Below are 14,869 nucleotides of genomic sequence, written 5' to 3' on the forward strand. Positions count from 1 at the left end.
GCTGTGGGACTGTTTTGCCTGCCCGCTGTTCCTGAGCCACTGGCGGGCAGATCTCCGGCAAGGGGTAAAGCTGGCACGGCATTTCTGCCGCTATCCGGCAGGCGCAGGCTGCGCGTCCCTTTTCCGCAGACAAAATAAATATCCTCCGGCATAGCCGGAGGTTTTTCAAATGCGCCTGTAAGGCTCTCCTGCCAGCAGCGCCCTAACAGGCGCATCGCAATCTGACATTTGCATTTTGGATTACTTACGGCCCGTAAACGGGCTTCCCGGATAAGGGATCGACAACTGCTCTCCCATTTTATCCGCTTCAAGTTGGTGCTTTATATATTCCTGTATCTTTTTCGTGTTCTTGCCTACCGTGTCTACATAGTATCCACGGCACCAGAACTCCCTGTTTCTATACTTAAATTTCAAATCCCCGAACTGTTCATACAGCATCTGACTGCTTTTGCCCTTCAGATATCCCATAAAGCCCGATACACTCATCTTCGGCGGGATCTCCAAAAGCATATGAATATGATCAGCACAACATTCTGCTTCCAGGATATTCATATTTTTCCATTCACACAGCTTTCTTAAAATGCCCCCTATTGCCCTTCGCCGCTCTCCATAAAAGACCTGCCTTCGGTACTTAGGTGCGAAAACTATGTGATATTTACAGTTCCATCGGGTATGCGCTAAGCTCTTTTCGTCCCTCATTGGGACCCCCTTTTGATTTCCTGTTGAACCTTTGCAGTTGCCAGACCGCAAGGTGTTTTAACAAATCAAAAGGGGTTTTTATATACGGCCCAAAGCTGAAAGCTTTACTGAACCCCCAGCCTAGCTGGGGGTTTTCTGGATACAAAAAAAACGGCCGCAATCGCGACCGTTTCATTATCACACGCTGATTATGCCTGATATTTACGCATAGTCAGGGTGGCATTGGTTCCGCCGAAACCGAAGCTGTTAGACATCACCGTCGTCAGCTGTTTTTCGGTCGCCCGGGTCACAATGTTCATGCCTTCCGCCGCCGGATCACGCTCTTCAATGTTAATGCTCGGTGCAACGAAACCGTGCTCCAGCATCAGCAGGCTATAGATCGCTTCCTGCACCCCGGCAGCCCCTAATGAGTGACCGGTCATCGCTTTGGTCGCGGACAGCAGCGGCGTGTTATCACCGAATACTTCGCGGATAGCACCCAGCTCCTTCACATCTCCTACCGGAGTGGAAGTACCGTGTGTATTCAGATAATCGATAGGAGTATCCACACCTGCCATTGCCATCTTCATACAACGCACCGCACCTTCACCGGAAGGCGCAACCATATCCGCACCATCTGAAGTCGCACCGTAACCCACGATTTCGGCATAGATATGGGCACCACGTGCCAGGGCGTGTTCCAGTTCTTCCACCACGACCATACCGCCACCACCGGCGATGACGAAGCCATCGCGCTGTGAGTCATAAGTCCGTGATGCTTTTTCCGGAGTTTCATTGTATTTGGTAGACAGGGCACCCATCGCGTCAAACTCACACGCCATTTCCCAGCTCAGTTCTTCACCGCCGCCGGCGAAAACGATGTCCTGCTTACCTAACTGGATCTGCTCCACAGCATTACCGATACAGTGAGCTGAGGTCGCACAAGCGGAACTGATGGAGTAGTTCACACCGTGGATCTTAAACGGAGTCGCCAGGCAGGCAGACACACCGGATGCCATGGCTTTGGTGACCACATAAGGGCCGACCGCTTTCAGGCCTCTCGGGCCACGCATTGCATCAGCACCGAATACCTGGAAACGCGGGGAACCGCCACCGGAACCGGCAATCAGGCCAACACGCGGGTTGTTCTGGTAGAGTTCAGTTTCCAGTCCTGCATCTTTAACGGCTTCTTCCATCGAGAGGAAAGCATAGATAGACGCATCGCTCATAAAACGCACAACTTTGCGATCGATAAGGCCGGTGGTATCAAGTTTAACTTTACCCCAGACATGACTGCGCATGCCTGCATCTTTCATCTCTTCTGAGAAGGTAATGCCTGAACGCCCTTCCCGCAGGGATTCCAGAACCTCCTGCTGATTATTACCAATGCTGGAAACAATCCCCAGGCCAGTGATCACTGCACGTTTCATTCAAAAGTCCTCTTCCACATCTCTTCGATTGACGATGCACTTTAGCGTACACTTGTAAGCCGAACAAGTCCGATCAGCAAATATCGGTGTAAATTTGCGTCATCCGGACGATATCGATAAAATTAGCCTATTGCCTGACCAATGAGCCCCCTACAGTGAATGCCTCCCGAATTGCCCATGCCTCCTTACGCTGGAATGAACAGGGTACACCTGTTTCCGAATTGTTTGATGATGTCTATTTCTCAAATGACAACGGTGCGGAAGAAACCCGCTATGTCTTTCTGGAGGGAAACCGGCTGCCGGCGCGCTTTGAAAGCCATTCAGGGCCGGTTTTTATCACGGCTGAGACCGGTTTTGGCACAGGACTGAATTTTCTGACACTCTGGCAGGCTTTTGATCAGGCCATCGCCGCCGCTCCTGAGGGGCCGCTGAAACGCCTGCACTTTATCAGTTGCGAAAAATTTTTACTGACCCGCGAGGATTTAATTGCTGCCCATCAGCACTGGCCGGCGCTGGCCGGGTATGCGCAACAGTTGCAGCAGCAGTGGCCGGAAGCCCTGTCAGGCTGCCAGCGTCTGTTGTTCAGCCAGGGGCAGGTGACACTGGATCTCTGGCTGGGAGATATTAATCAGCTGACAGAGACGTTTGATGACAGCATGAACGGTCAGGTCGATGCCTGGTTTCTGGACGGATTTGCCCCCTCAAAAAACCCGGAGATGTGGAACGAGCGGCTGTTTCAGGCGATGGCCCGGCTTTCCCGTCAGGATGGAACCTTTGCAACATTCACTGCTGCAGGCTTTGTCCGGCGTGGCCTGCAACAGGCAGGCTTTGCGGTAGAACGCCGCAAGGGCTTTGGCCATAAACGGGAGATGCTGTGCGGTACGCTGCCCCGTTCAGTCACCCCGCCCCCTGTGCGCCCGTGGTTTGCCAGGAATGCCGCCATCAGTCAGGATATCGCGATTATCGGCGGCGGTATCGCCAGCGCCTGTCTGGCACTGGCATTACTGCGCCGGGGCTATCAGGTCAGCCTCTATTGTGCCGATGCCCGGCCGGCAGAGAATGCCTCCGGTAACCGCCAGGGAGCACTTTATCCTTTACTGAACAGCCATGACCCGGCACTGGCCCGCTTTTTCCCGACGGCATTCAGCTTTGCCCGGCGATTCTACGATACCCTGCCCTGTAGTTATGAACATCAATGGAGCGGTGTGTTGCAGCTTGGCTGGGATGAAAAAAGTCAGCAAAAAATCCGGCAAATGCTGGCGATGGATTTGCCCGCGACTATTGCGATCGGCGTCGATGCAGAAGAAGCGACAATGCTCGCCGGTGTCGATATCCCCTGTGCCGGACTTTTTTATCCGCAGGGAGGCTGGCTGAATCCCGGGGAGCTTACCCGTGAGATGATTGCGCTGGCAGAGCAGCAGGGGCTGCGCTGTTACTGGCAGCATGACCTAAAGGAATGTGTGCGTGATACGGACCACTGGCAACTCCGTTTCGGGGACCTGCCGGCACGCCGGCATCAGACGGTGGTGCTGGCGAACGGGCATCGTCTTCCCGGCTTCAGCCAGACCCGGGAATTACCCTTGTATGCCGTCTCAGGCCAGGTCAGCCATGTGCCGTCAACCCCGCAACTCTCCGCCCTGAAAACGGTGCTGTGTTACGACGGGTATCTTACGCCGGTCAGTAACACACATCATACCCATTGCATCGGAGCCAGTTACCATCGTGGAGAAAGTGAGGCGGTCTACCGTGAGGATGACCAGCGGGAAAATCGCCAGCGGCTGATCGATTGTCTGCCGGAGAGTCAGTGGCCCACCGAAGTGGATATCACAGATCAGCAGGCCAGAAGTGGCGTGCGTTGCGCTATCCGCGATCATCTGCCGATGGCAGGTTCAGTCCCGGACTATGCGGGTTTACTGACCGCCTATGCCCGGCTTTCCGGACAACGCCATCAGCCTGAGGCCGTGCCTGACGCTCCGGTCTGGCCGGAGATGTTCATGCTCGGCGCACTGGGTTCGCGCGGATTATGCAGTGCCCCGCTGGCCGCGGAAATCCTGGCGGCACAGATCAGCGGGGAACCTCAGCCGCTGGATGCAGAGACACTGGATGCCCTGCAACCGAACCGTTTCTGGGTGAGAAAGTTACTGAAAGGACGCCCGGTCACCTGACCGGGAGAATACCGCCGGCTCAGGCGGCACTGCTGGCTTTCAGGTAGAGTTCCTGCCATAGATCCAGCACCAGCACCTGGTCCGGCGGCGAGAGTTCCTGCTGGCGGATCGCCTGCTGCAGGCTCTCTTCCACCTGCTGTTTCAGCGCTGCCGCACTGGTCTTCCCCTGCAGTTCCAGCTCGGCTACCGACTGGGTAAGATGACCGCGGATATACCCGCCAGCGAATAACTGATCATCGGTGGCGTCTTCGACCATATCATCGATCATCGTCAGTATTTTTGTTTCAATCTCAATAATCAAACAGCATTCCTCTCACTCGTTTCATACAGGTTTCACCCTGCCAAAGGCCGGGTTGTGCGGACCCGTGTCAGACGTTTACTCACACCCGTTACCGCTTGATGCCGCCTCCGCTGCCCAAGGTATCAGGTGCCAGTGATTGTATAACAAAACGAGGCAGTCCCTGACTCTTTCGCGGTGAAGTTGAGAATTAACTTATGGGGTGTTTATGCTGCCGGGATTAGGGCTATAGGCCTGAGGGGCTAAGGAGCAGGCAGGAGACTTCCCCGAAAAACTATATGACTGAGACGAGCATTTTTATCTTTTCAGCCTTCTCAAAATGGTCCAGCTTCATTTCCATAATCCACCAGTGAGCAACTTCCATCAGCAACTCTGGGTCATCATTTTTGTTGGCAAAAAAAGCGTAGAATGACAGCCCAACGTTACTCCCCTTGGCTATTATCTTTGCTTCACAGACACTGATCATCTTTTCCTTCATTTCTTCCCGCACATAATCTCCTTGCCGGTATTTCTGTAAGTCGGAGGATTGACTATAACACCGTCTTGCTCTTACCACAGAAACAACCTCAGGGCCCTATTCAACCCACTCTAAAAACACCTCAGAATGGCTCAGATAATCCTGAGTGTATATCCCCCACTAAGTGGCGTGATCCTGTCAGGATCTTACAGATAACTCACTCATCACTTCCCCCGGAGACCTGACGGCTGCAGGTGAAAGTTGCGTATCTCATAACCGATTACGACATACAAAATATTTGGGTTCAATCCTGAACCATATATGGCGGGAAATGTTTAATCAGCCTGGCGGACATAAATGTATCGACAGATAACACAACAGTGGCCTGCCTGAGCCACGAAATGAAGTAAAAAAGGTTTCAGTGGTCATTCGCTACTGTGCTGGCTGGAGTTGCATTTTATGGACGAAAATAATCACCTGACTTCTGGTATTACGGTTACAGGCGCAAAATATCCTGCAGCGTTTCTCTGTACTGAGCCTGCCGACCAACGGCACCCGAACTCTCTCTGCATCAGTATCAAAATCTCTTATAATAATCATCCGGAGAACAGTAAAAGCGGATAAAAAACCAACCAGCCATACCCTGTTACCTGCCAGGGTACGCCTGAAGTAAGTATGATTATTGATTTATCCATTTAGGTATCATATAAATAAAAATCACCACTTATATATATCTGGGCATTCCTCTTAGTATATATTTCAATTTCACCATCACTATCCACCACTCCAAACTCAGAAATCCCTGAGAAATGTTTTACTCTCACATCAGCATTACAATAAATTTGAGAAGCAACGGTATTACTTATATAGCAGGCATAGCTTAAGCATGCACCTCCGGAAACGGCTATTGAATTATGTATCTCTTTGGGGGTTAAATAAAACGCAGAAATATCATACCCGTCCCCTCCCTGACTGATTAGCGATATTTTTGGAACCGTTATTGACTCCCTTATTTCATCTTCTGTCATATTCGCTCCTGACTTGTTCTTTATCCCCATCAGGACTCCGGCCTTTACCCTTATCTCTTCAATCTCATTAAGTACCCTGTGCTTTTCCGACATTTCAGTTTTACTCTCCATGCCAGATAAACCAAAATCCTCTGCTCTCATAATAACCATTGGGATTACGGCATCAATGCAGGTAATACTTTTCCCATTAATATTATCAGTTTTTTTTCCTGTCGGGAAAAGAGCGTTTGTCGTGCTTGCTTCCGGATTTTTAAAGGAAATATCAATCTCCGGGTAACGATGATAAACCCCGGGTATTTTACACAACTTATTTTCCCCGCCATTTTTTGGAAGTGAGCAGTAAATTATCTTATTGGTATTTGTGTTATGGATTGTTATTTTTTCATTATGATTAATGACGTCCATTAACCCCAGATCATCTAAAACTAAGGGGATTGCAGTTGTCATATTCCCACAGTTGACATCCCACGAAACACGGCTGCTTATATTTTCCAACTGAATAAATGTACTGCAGACCATTTTATCTTCAATATTTACATCAATAATAAAGAGCTTATTGCTGGTACTTTTACCTTTACCTATGCCTTCTATCTGGTACTCATCGGGTGGCTGGCAACTACTCCTGGGAACACCGAATATTTCCCTTGCGATACGTTCTATACTTTCCCTGTCCTCAGGCAAATCTTTTTTTTGAATGATGACGCCTGATGAGGTTCCGCCCCTGACATAATATAACTTTATTTTTTTCATTTTCCACCATCCTTCGATAATGGTTTAATTAAAGACTTTATGGCATCGACATCTCTTGAATATGAGAGGCAAAAATCCCATTCTTTTTTAAATGTATCTTGATGATAAGTTGAAAACATATAATCCCATACAGGAAATATAAAGGCATAGTTACTTTGATTGTTCTCAATATTAACATCATGATGTGGCTCATGGAATCCAGGAGTAGTCACAAGTAATGATAATTTACTTTCAATATTCAATGGTAGTTTGAATCGGGAATGATGATATGTGGCAAATAAAAAAGATATTAATGCATGAGCGGCTATACATTCCTGACTGATCCCAAATGCATAGATGAATAATACATTTAACAACGCGTGAGAAACTGCTTCTAAAAAATGGTCCCTTAGTGATGTGCTGACATCTAACACCTCATCTAAGTGGTGAATTTCATGGAACCGCCAAAAAAACTCAAGTTCATGGCTCAACCGATGAAATATATAACCAGATAAATCTAAGAGTACAACCCCAATGGGAATTGAAATCCAGTAAGGTAATGAGCTAATGAAGTGAGAACTATTATCAGATGAAATGGATAGCAGAGGGACGATGAGTAATATACTGACTAACTTTGTCGCAATAAAATTTAAAACATTTACCCCCCAGTGTTTTTTTGTTTTTCCTGTAAGGATAATATCCTTATAGATTAAAATCTCTAAAAAAAACAATAAGAAAAACCAGGCAACCAACCAATTTTCAGTAATGAAATGCATGACATTCCCCTCCTTTCTTTCGGTTCTTCAATATAGCGTAGCAAATTAGTATTAAAATTATTTTTTATCGATATTTTGTTTCTATTAATTTCCGGATGTGTGGTTTTAATGAGAGCAATTACGACCCGATAAGTATCAGGCCAGCTGGCAGTTCCTCCACGGCAAAAACGGATTCGCGATTAAATGAACAAACTATCTATCAGAAGTAACTCAGATGAAAAAATCTCTGCCAACATTAAGAAGCCCGGAAAGCAGAGGCGCTGAAGCCGCGCCGAAACCGGTACCCGCCGTAGGTAAAATCTGCAAAAAGATGACTGTTTCTGAGGCTATTTTTCATAAATTCTTGGGAACCCTGCCTTATCGGTAATAGCCGGAGGATAAAAATCAGCGACTGAAGAAGCAGGTCGCTGATATAAGTCTGGTTTATATCCTGCCGGGGAAATAAACGCCGAATGCCCCATGGCGGATATCTATAAAATCACGGGGAGCATCACGACTTTATTTTATTAACCGGCTGTCAGCACAGATCTTCCGGCCAGGGAAACTGTGATAACGTCAGCGGCGGGGTCCCATAAAACCGGTTCAGAGCTTTAATAAAACGCTGCGGACGTTCGGGAATGCCCTGCTGCAGGTAACTGGCGACTTTCTGATGCACCTTGCGCTGGAAGGCGATTCGGTCCGGCTCATAATCCCCGTTCAGGTTATCGCAACTGACATTAAAGGGAAATCCGGCCGCCACAGAGAACATCCACTCCAGGGACTGCGGCGTGACCTCAACAGATTCAAACTGCTGTTGTGTCTGCATGTCACGTCCGTCCGGACAGTACCAGTAACCGAAATCCACTAACTGACGACGGGCTTCACCGGCCACACACCAGTGAGAGATCTCATGTAAGGCACTGGCGAAATAGCCGTGGGCGAAAATAATCCGATGATGATCACAACCGGCATCGGCCGGCAGGTAAACAGGCTCATCGTCACCTTTCACCAGCCGGGTATTAAAATCCGTAAAAAAACACTGGTCAAAAATGACCGTTAAATCCTGATAACGATGCTTTGTCATTCACTTACTCATTACTCAAAATGCGACAACGTGGCCGCTGAACCCTGCGGCCACGCACCCTGCAGGAGGCTGTTTCAGTGGAATAACAGCGCCATAATGGCCTGACCGTGGCTGTCCCACAAAAGTTTCAGGCTCATGGTCATAGAGACAATAACCACCATCGGACGGATCAGTTTCTGCCCCCGGCTCAGAACCAGCCTGGCACCCAGTCTGGCACCGCAAAAAGCCCCGAGAAGCATCACCAGCCCCAGTCCCCACAGGACTTTGCCTCCGAACATAAAAAATACCAGACCGGCAAAGTTAGAGGTGAAGTTCAGCAGTTTGGCATGTGCCGTCGCTTTCGCCAGATTAAAACCAGCCAGCACAACGAACGCCAGGGCATAGAAAGACCCCGCTCCCGGGCCCAGAAAGCCATCGTAAAAACCTACGCAGCCGCCGCCAATCAGCGCATAAGGTAACCCCTTCAAGCGGGCAGCCCGATCATTTTCGCCAAGCTTCGGCATCAGTAAAAACCATAAACCGATACCAATCAGAAACGCAGGCAGGATCTGGCGCAGCAAATTAGGCTGCAAATGCTGAATAAGGATGGCACCGCACATCGCGCCGAAAAATGTCATGGCGATATTCAGCCGCTGTTCAGCGATGTTTATCGCCCCGCGCCGGATAAAGTACAGCGTGGCCGAAAACGAGCCGCCCACAGACTGAAGTTTATTGGTCGCCAGTGCCTGCGCCGGTGACAGTCCGGCCGCCAGTAAGGCAGGGACCGTCAGTAATCCCCCGCCCCCGGCAATCGAATCAATAAAAGCGGCTGCCACCGCCACACAAAACAGTACCGCGACCGTCATGGGGCTGACGAAAAACCATTCCATAGCGTTCCTTACAAAACGTGATTATCGAGCAGTGCCTGGCAGGCCGGCGGCAGCGGAGGTGTCCGCTTCACCGGAGAGCTGGCTGAGGGTTTCGCTGGCAGGAACCAACTGGCAAGTTCGGCACCGCAGCCATCACCCGGCGGCGGAGCTGGCTGATCCTGACATTGTGTGCTGCCTGCCGGGCAACGTAACCGGACATGCATATGCGCCCGATGCGCAAACCACGGCCGCACTTTCTGTAGCCAGTCCCTGTCACTGCCGGCCTGCAGACACAGCTGTTGCTTGATCGCCGGATTAACAAAGATCCGGGTCACTTCAGGGTCTTCCGCTGCCAGTTTAATCATCTGCATCACCCCCGGTGACCAGTGTCTGGCAACAACATGTTTACCATCGGCACTGACCAGGTCGAGAGGTTGCGGGTGAAGGAGTTGTTGCGCCGTCCAGCGACGGACAGGTAACTGGAGCCAGATATCCACATCCAGACCGGTCTGGTGACTGGCATGGCCGCTACTGAAACGGCCTCCCGCCGCCATTCCCATATCGCCGATCAACACTTCCCCCTCATGCTCTGCAGCAACACGCGCAGAAAAACGCTGGATAAAGCTGATCAGTTCCGGATGACCAAAATAGCGCCGCTGATCCTGACGCATTACCTGATAATCAGCCGCATCCAGGGGCAGTGGCTGTGCCCCAATAATGCAGCCGTTCGCAAAACTGCCTATCGATTGCGGCGCACCACTGACAGGGTGCTGAATACTCTGCCAGGGCGTCGCCGCCGCCATGGCAGGAGCCTTAAGAAGTAACATCAGAACAGCCAGCGCATATTTTTTCATGGTGTTACCAGCGTGGTATCGGGGTCGTGACATCGGCGCACTGGGCGCGGTGACGTAACAGATGGTCCATCAGGGTAATGGCCATCATCGCTTCCGCAATAGGGACCGCACGGATGCCGACGCAAGGGTCATGACGCCCTTTAGTGATCATCTCCACTTCTTCACCCGTCCGGGTGATAGTTTTACCCGGCACCGTAATGCTGGACGTCGGTTTCAGCGCCAGATTCGCCAGAATGGTTTGCCCGCTGCTGATGCCGCCCAGAACACCACCGGCATGGTTACTCTGGAAACCATCATGACGAATTTCATCACGATGTTCGCTTCCGCGCTGAGCCACCACGGCAAAGCCGTCACCGATTTCGACGCCTTTGACGGCATTAATGCTCATCAGTGCATGGGCCAGGTCGGCATCCAGACGGTCAAAAACAGGTTCACCCAGTCCCGGCGGCACGCCTTCCGCCACCACGGTGACTTTCGCGCCGATAGAATCACCCTCTTTCTTCAGACCGCGTAACAGTTCATCCAGGGCCTCCAGTGAGGTTACATCCGGGGAGAAAAACGGGTTCTGGCTAACCTGCTGCCAGTCGCGAAGTTCACATTTCACCTCACCCATCTGCGCCAGATACCCGCGAACCACGATGCCGTGTTTCATTTGCAGGTATTTCTTTGCAATTGCCCCGGCAGCGACACGCATCGCCGTTTCACGGGCAGAAGAACGTCCGCCTCCGCGATAATCACGCAGTCCGTATTTTTGCTCATAGGTATAGTCAGCATGCCCCGGGCGGAACAGATCTTTTATCGCACCATAATCCTGCGAACGCTGATCGGTATTTTCAATCAGCAGCCCGATAGAGGTCCCGGTCGTGACGCCTTCAAAGACCCCGGACAGGATACGGACCTGATCCGGCTCACGGCGCTGAGTGGTATAACGGGATGTGCCGGGACGACGGCGGTCCAGATCCTGCTGAATGTCTTCTTCGGTCAACGGAATGCCGGGAGGGACGCCATCAACGATGCACCCTAATGCGATTCCATGAGATTCACCAAAGGTGGTGACTTTAAAAAGCTGCCCTATGCTGTTTCCGGCCATGGTAGTTCCTTGTATCAAAAAACACAGGCCGCCTGGCAGCGGCCCGTCCGGGAATTAAAACTGATATTGTCTGAAGTACGGAAGTGCCTCAACCAGTTGCTGTCTGTCGAGCATAAATACCCCGTCCCCGCCATGCTCAAACTCAAGCCAGGTAAAGGGAACATCCGGATACTGGTCCATCATATGCACCATGCTGTTACCCACTTCACAGATCAGTACGCCGTCTTCACTCAGATAATCTGCCGCATTCGCCAGAATACGCTGCACCAGTACCAGACCATCGCTGCCGGCAGCCAGTCCCAGCTCCGGTTCGTGACGGTATTCGTTGGGCAGATCATCCATATCCTCCGCATCCACATACGGCGGATTGGTGACGATAAGATCATATTTTACCGGAGGTATCTCGCGGAAAAGATCTGAACGCAAGGGGGTGACCTGATGCATCAGCCCGTGTGACTCAATATTCTGCTCCGTCACTGCCAGCGCATCCGCAGAAATATCGGCGGCATCCACTTCGGCTTCCGGGAACTCATAAGCACAGGCAATCGCAATACAGCCACTGCCGGTACACATATCGAGAATACGCTCCGGGGTATGGTTGATAAGCCCGGCAAACCGCTGACTGATAAGCTCACCAATCGGTGAACGGGGAACCAGCACCCGCTCATCGACATAAAATTCATGCCCGCAAAACCAGGCTTTATTGGTCAGATAGGCGACCGGAACCCGATCATTGACCCGGCGGATCACACGCTCGACAATCCGGTTTTTTTCACTGCGGGTCAGTCGCGCCAGATACATTTCTTCAGGAAATTCCGGTGGCAGGTACAGGGTGGGTAATACCAGCTGAATTGCCTCGTCCCAGGGATTGTCGGTACCGTGTCCGTACCAGATATCAGCCGCAGAAAAACGGCTCACCGCCCAGCGCAGCATATCCTGAATGGTGTGCAGTTCGTTTACTGCTTCATCAACGAAAATTTTGTCCACTTTGTCCTCCGGGGACGAGATCTGAATACGGGCGATAGTTTGCCATGAAGTGACTCAGAATTCAGCGGTGTATTAATAAAAAGCCCGCTTTTATCTCTTATCCGTTAGCAGAAGGACCTGACCCCAAAAAAATGGTCTTTTCGACAGATAAAAAACCGTCTGTCCACAGGTCTGATAACGAAAATATGCCCCGGAAGCGCAGAAAGGCATTTGCTTTTTCCCTTTAAGCCAGGAAAAATACGAGACTCTCCCCCATCATTAAGCCAGTTATCTTATGAACCCGAAGAAAACGCTCAGTCAGGAGGATCAGTTACTGTTCCGGCAGTTAATGTCTGATACACGTAAACTGAAGCAGGATACCGTACAGCATGCACCGGTACGTCCGCAAAGCAGAGCAATTCCTGAAAAGCGCCTGCAATCGGAACAGGCGGATAACAGTCATTATTTTTCAGATGAATTTCAGCCGTTGCTGGCAGAAGACGGACCGGTAAGATATGTACGTGCCGATGTCAGTCATTATGAGCTCAAAAAATTACGCCGGGGGGATTATACGCCGGAGATTTTCCTCGACCTTCACGGACTGACACAGCAGCAGGCAAAAAAAGAACTGGGGGCATTACTGGCAGCCTGCCGGAGAGAACATCTGTTCTGCGCCAGCGTGATGCACGGGCACGGAAAACATATCCTCAAACAACAGACTCCGTTATGGCTGGCACAGCATCCTTATGTGATGGCGTTTCATCAGGCACCAAAACTGTTCGGGGGAGATGCTGCGATCCTGGTATTGATAGAAACTGAAGAGTGGCAACCCCCTGAGCTTCCCTGAATCACCGGCAGCGTCCTGCCGCGGTAATTCAACACAGATCAGATAGCCTTATCGAGCCGGGACGGGCTGACCTGCCATTTCAGCTGGCCTGTTGCCGTTTGTTCGTCATAGTCGACCAGTGCGATACCGGAAGTGGCGAACATCGGGGGGGCTTCCTGCGGACAAAGTTCTGACACCAGATAACCGACCAGCGGCAAATGTGAGAGCACCAGAACAGAGCTAACGCCTTCATGTGCAAGCGCTTCGATGTATCGGGCCACCCTGCCGGCATCGCCTGAAGGGGTCAGCTCCGGTAAAACATCACTTTCCTGCGGCAAAAGCATACTTTCACGAACAACTTTCAGGGTCTGTTCCGCCCGAAGATAAGGGCTGACCAGCACCCGCTCTATATCCACGACCTGATTATCGAGCCAGTGTGCCATTTGTCTTGATTCATCGCATCCGCAATGGGTCAGAGGTCTGGCTGCATCGCTATCCGCTTCGAGCGCCGCTTCACCGTGACGCATGATATAAACTTGCATAGTGCACCGCTGTAAATTGAAAAAAGAACGGTTTCATGAACTGCAGCATGCTGCATAGCGTTATGAAGCAGGTGTTGTACCTAAAGGCCGGCTTGCAGTCAACCGAATGGCCATTTTATGTACAATAAATTTCCGGTTAAATTGATACGGCGCAATTCCGCCTGCAGGTCACGGCGATATCAAATATCGGTTAACTCACAATCTGCAGATTATCAGAGTCTGCGGGCGGGGTGCATAGGATATTTGCATAAGTCCGCCGTTGACTCATCATAGCAGCAAATGAGCGGAGAAGGACTCATTGTATAATACAGAGTAAAATCAGATAGTTGATTTATTTCACTGGGGGGGGGGTTGACCGCAGATATGGCCGGGAGAGAGATGGCGCTAGCTGAGCAGGAAATCACTCCGACTGAGGCAGTGATGGCGTATAACGGAAAACCCTCCGCGCAACCGGTATCAGGCTCCGCGCGAAGGACAGGTCAACATTCGGACATTCAGCCAAAACGTAACAAAGATTGAATTCAGCGAAATACTCCCCGCCAGAAACGCAGGAAGGCCGCTAACGCAGTCCGAGCTGAAAGATCATACTCTCAGCCTGACAGCTGAACGTAAAATTCACCTGTAAACGTACCCCGCCGGCAGCGTCACAGATCTCGCTCTCGATCCGGCAGGGGTCCGATTCCACCGCCCGTGCATTACCCGTGAGTTGCGCGAGCGCTGCCTCCGCAGCGGCCCTGTCGGGATAAACCTCTGACCAGTTGGCTGTACAGTCACTGTTATCTATCACCGTGCCGACATCCATACAGCAACAGGCGGCGGTTTCATTCGCACTGCATTTTTTAATCGCATCAGTCATTGTGCGCTCCGGTAGAGTTAATAATCATTCGCCACAGTGTACGCCCTGAAAGAGTCCCCCTGCCAGACGAAAACCCGCTTGTGCCGCAAAGAGCACCCAAACTTTGATCCATCTCAAGCCCTATGGCTGACTGCCTGCACCAGTCCCTGCCCGGTACGGTAAAGGGCATTTCCCCGAACGGCCGGATCCGAAACACAGACAGAGTTCAGGGGTTCAGGGGTTCAGGGTCAGGTTCAGGCTTGGGGTTGGGTTGGGTTGGGTTG

At 51.0% G+C, this 14,869-nt stretch carries 16 protein-coding genes; 3 read left to right on the forward strand and 13 right to left on the reverse strand.

What is annotated here, in order from left to right; all coding sequences use genetic code 11:
- Positions 1-240: 240 nt before the first annotated feature.
- Both tnpA and fabB read right to left on the reverse strand, forming a co-directional pair.
- Positions 241-699 carry an IS200/IS605 family transposase gene (tnpA, locus tag JK223_RS09980; RefSeq protein WP_212714030.1) on the reverse strand — a complete coding sequence of 153 codons (459 nt, stop codon included), beginning with the start codon at positions 697-699 and terminating at the stop codon, positions 241-243.
- A gap of 188 nt (positions 700-887) precedes the next feature.
- The gene (fabB, locus tag JK223_RS09985; protein ID WP_212714031.1) at positions 888-2,108 is read right to left on the reverse strand and encodes a beta-ketoacyl-ACP synthase I; all 1,221 of its coding nucleotides are present in this window, start codon (positions 2,106-2,108) and stop codon (positions 888-890) included.
- Between the two features lie 155 nt (positions 2,109-2,263).
- On the opposite strand from fabB, the gene mnmC reads away from it, so the two are divergent.
- Positions 2,264-4,273 (forward strand): bifunctional tRNA (5-methylaminomethyl-2-thiouridine)(34)-methyltransferase MnmD/FAD-dependent 5-carboxymethylaminomethyl-2-thiouridine(34) oxidoreductase MnmC, encoded by a 2,010-nt coding sequence (gene mnmC, locus JK223_RS09990; protein ID WP_212714032.1) that lies wholly within the window; start codon positions 2,264-2,266, stop codon positions 4,271-4,273.
- 19 nt (positions 4,274-4,292) lie between these two features.
- Here mnmC and JK223_RS09995 read toward each other — a convergent pair whose 3' ends face one another.
- The 4 genes from JK223_RS09995 to JK223_RS10010 form a co-directional block, all read right to left on the reverse strand.
- Positions 4,293-4,574, reverse strand: a complete 282-nt coding sequence (locus JK223_RS09995; RefSeq protein WP_025903306.1) for a YfcL family protein — start codon at positions 4,572-4,574, stop codon at positions 4,293-4,295.
- 271 nt (positions 4,575-4,845) lie between these two features.
- The gene (locus JK223_RS10000) at positions 4,846-5,061 is read right to left on the reverse strand and encodes a DUF6500 family protein (RefSeq protein WP_212714033.1); all 216 of its coding nucleotides are present in this window, start codon (positions 5,059-5,061) and stop codon (positions 4,846-4,848) included.
- A gap of 662 nt (positions 5,062-5,723) precedes the next feature.
- On the reverse strand, positions 5,724-6,806 hold the full coding sequence (locus JK223_RS10005; protein ID WP_212714034.1) for a PrpF domain-containing protein: 1,083 nt from the start codon (positions 6,804-6,806) through the stop codon (positions 5,724-5,726).
- Entirely contained in the window at positions 6,803-7,561 is a 759-nt protein-coding gene (locus JK223_RS10010; RefSeq protein WP_212714035.1) for a sterol desaturase family protein, read from the reverse strand. The genes JK223_RS10005 and JK223_RS10010 overlap by 4 nt, the downstream gene beginning before the upstream one ends.
- 214 nt (positions 7,562-7,775) lie before the next feature.
- Between JK223_RS10010 and JK223_RS10015 the strand changes: the two genes are divergently transcribed.
- On the forward strand, positions 7,776-7,928 hold the full coding sequence (locus JK223_RS10015; RefSeq protein ID WP_212714038.1) for a hypothetical protein: 153 nt from the start codon (positions 7,776-7,778) through the stop codon (positions 7,926-7,928).
- Between the two features lie 150 nt (positions 7,929-8,078).
- Here the strand turns inward: JK223_RS10015 and JK223_RS10020 are convergent, their stop codons facing one another.
- The 5 genes from JK223_RS10020 to prmB all read right to left on the reverse strand — a co-directional run bounded on the left by JK223_RS10020 (position 8,079) and on the right by prmB (position 12,403).
- On the reverse strand, positions 8,079-8,624 hold the full coding sequence (locus JK223_RS10020) for an elongation factor P hydroxylase (protein ID WP_212714039.1): 546 nt from the start codon (positions 8,622-8,624) through the stop codon (positions 8,079-8,081).
- Positions 8,625-8,698: 74 nt separating this feature from the next.
- Positions 8,699-9,493 carry a sulfite exporter TauE/SafE family protein gene (locus JK223_RS10025; RefSeq protein WP_212714040.1) on the reverse strand — a complete coding sequence of 265 codons (795 nt, stop codon included), beginning with the start codon at positions 9,491-9,493 and terminating at the stop codon, positions 8,699-8,701.
- 8 nt (positions 9,494-9,501) lie between these two features.
- Positions 9,502-10,326, reverse strand: a complete 825-nt coding sequence (gene mepA / locus JK223_RS10030) for a penicillin-insensitive murein endopeptidase (RefSeq protein WP_212714041.1) — start codon at positions 10,324-10,326, stop codon at positions 9,502-9,504.
- 4 nt (positions 10,327-10,330) lie between these two features.
- Positions 10,331-11,416: a chorismate synthase gene (aroC, locus tag JK223_RS10035; RefSeq protein WP_212714042.1), complete on the reverse strand. Its 1,086-nt coding sequence runs from the start codon at positions 11,414-11,416 to the stop codon at positions 10,331-10,333.
- Between the two features lie 54 nt (positions 11,417-11,470).
- Entirely contained in the window at positions 11,471-12,403 is a 933-nt protein-coding gene (gene prmB / locus JK223_RS10040) for a 50S ribosomal protein L3 N(5)-glutamine methyltransferase (protein ID WP_212714043.1), read from the reverse strand.
- A 274-nt stretch (positions 12,404-12,677) separates the two neighbouring features.
- On the opposite strand from prmB, the gene smrB reads away from it, so the two are divergent.
- Complete coding sequence (gene smrB, locus JK223_RS10045) at positions 12,678-13,229, forward strand: endonuclease SmrB (protein WP_212714044.1); 552 nt, start codon at positions 12,678-12,680, stop codon at positions 13,227-13,229.
- A 38-nt stretch (positions 13,230-13,267) separates the two neighbouring features.
- Here smrB and sixA read toward each other — a convergent pair whose 3' ends face one another.
- Both sixA and JK223_RS10055 read right to left on the reverse strand, forming a co-directional pair.
- Positions 13,268-13,750 (reverse strand): phosphohistidine phosphatase SixA, encoded by a 483-nt coding sequence (gene sixA / locus JK223_RS10050; protein WP_212714045.1) that lies wholly within the window; start codon positions 13,748-13,750, stop codon positions 13,268-13,270.
- A 559-nt stretch (positions 13,751-14,309) separates the two neighbouring features.
- The gene (locus JK223_RS10055; protein ID WP_212714046.1) at positions 14,310-14,606 is read right to left on the reverse strand and encodes a YfcZ/YiiS family protein; all 297 of its coding nucleotides are present in this window, start codon (positions 14,604-14,606) and stop codon (positions 14,310-14,312) included.
- Positions 14,607-14,869 lie beyond the last annotated feature (263 nt).

Source organism: Tatumella sp. JGM118 (assembly GCF_018257515.1).
GTDB classification, from domain to species: Bacteria; Pseudomonadota; Gammaproteobacteria; order Enterobacterales; family Enterobacteriaceae; genus Tatumella; species Tatumella terrea.

What these genes read in the sequence shown, in the direction of transcription:
- JK223_RS10025 (WP_212714040.1), bottom strand. Translation starts at nt 9,493, where the DNA reads ATGGAATGGTTTTTCGTCAGCCCCATGACGGTCGCGGTACTGTTTTGT.
- JK223_RS10020 (WP_212714039.1), bottom strand. Translation starts at nt 8,624, where the DNA reads ATGACAAAGCATCGTTATCAGGATTTAACGGTCATTTTTGACCAGTGT.
- smrB (WP_212714044.1), top strand. Translation starts at nt 12,678, where the DNA reads ATGAACCCGAAGAAAACGCTCAGTCAGGAGGATCAGTTACTGTTCCGG.
- JK223_RS10010 (WP_212714035.1), bottom strand. Translation starts at nt 7,561, where the DNA reads ATGCATTTCATTACTGAAAATTGGTTGGTTGCCTGGTTTTTCTTATTG.
- aroC (WP_212714042.1), bottom strand. Translation starts at nt 11,416, where the DNA reads ATGGCCGGAAACAGCATAGGGCAGCTTTTTAAAGTCACCACCTTTGGT.
- sixA (WP_212714045.1), bottom strand. Translation starts at nt 13,750, where the DNA reads ATGCAAGTTTATATCATGCGTCACGGTGAAGCGGCGCTCGAAGCGGAT.
- JK223_RS10005 (WP_212714034.1), bottom strand. Translation starts at nt 6,806, where the DNA reads ATGAAAAAAATAAAGTTATATTATGTCAGGGGCGGAACCTCATCAGGC.
- JK223_RS10015 (WP_212714038.1), top strand. Translation starts at nt 7,776, where the DNA reads ATGAAAAAATCTCTGCCAACATTAAGAAGCCCGGAAAGCAGAGGCGCT.
- JK223_RS10055 (WP_212714046.1), bottom strand. Translation starts at nt 14,606, where the DNA reads ATGACTGATGCGATTAAAAAATGCAGTGCGAATGAAACCGCCGCCTGT.
- tnpA (WP_212714030.1), bottom strand. Translation starts at nt 699, where the DNA reads ATGAGGGACGAAAAGAGCTTAGCGCATACCCGATGGAACTGTAAATAT.
- fabB (WP_212714031.1), bottom strand. Translation starts at nt 2,108, where the DNA reads ATGAAACGTGCAGTGATCACTGGCCTGGGGATTGTTTCCAGCATTGGT.
- mepA (WP_212714041.1), bottom strand. Translation starts at nt 10,326, where the DNA reads ATGAAAAAATATGCGCTGGCTGTTCTGATGTTACTTCTTAAGGCTCCT.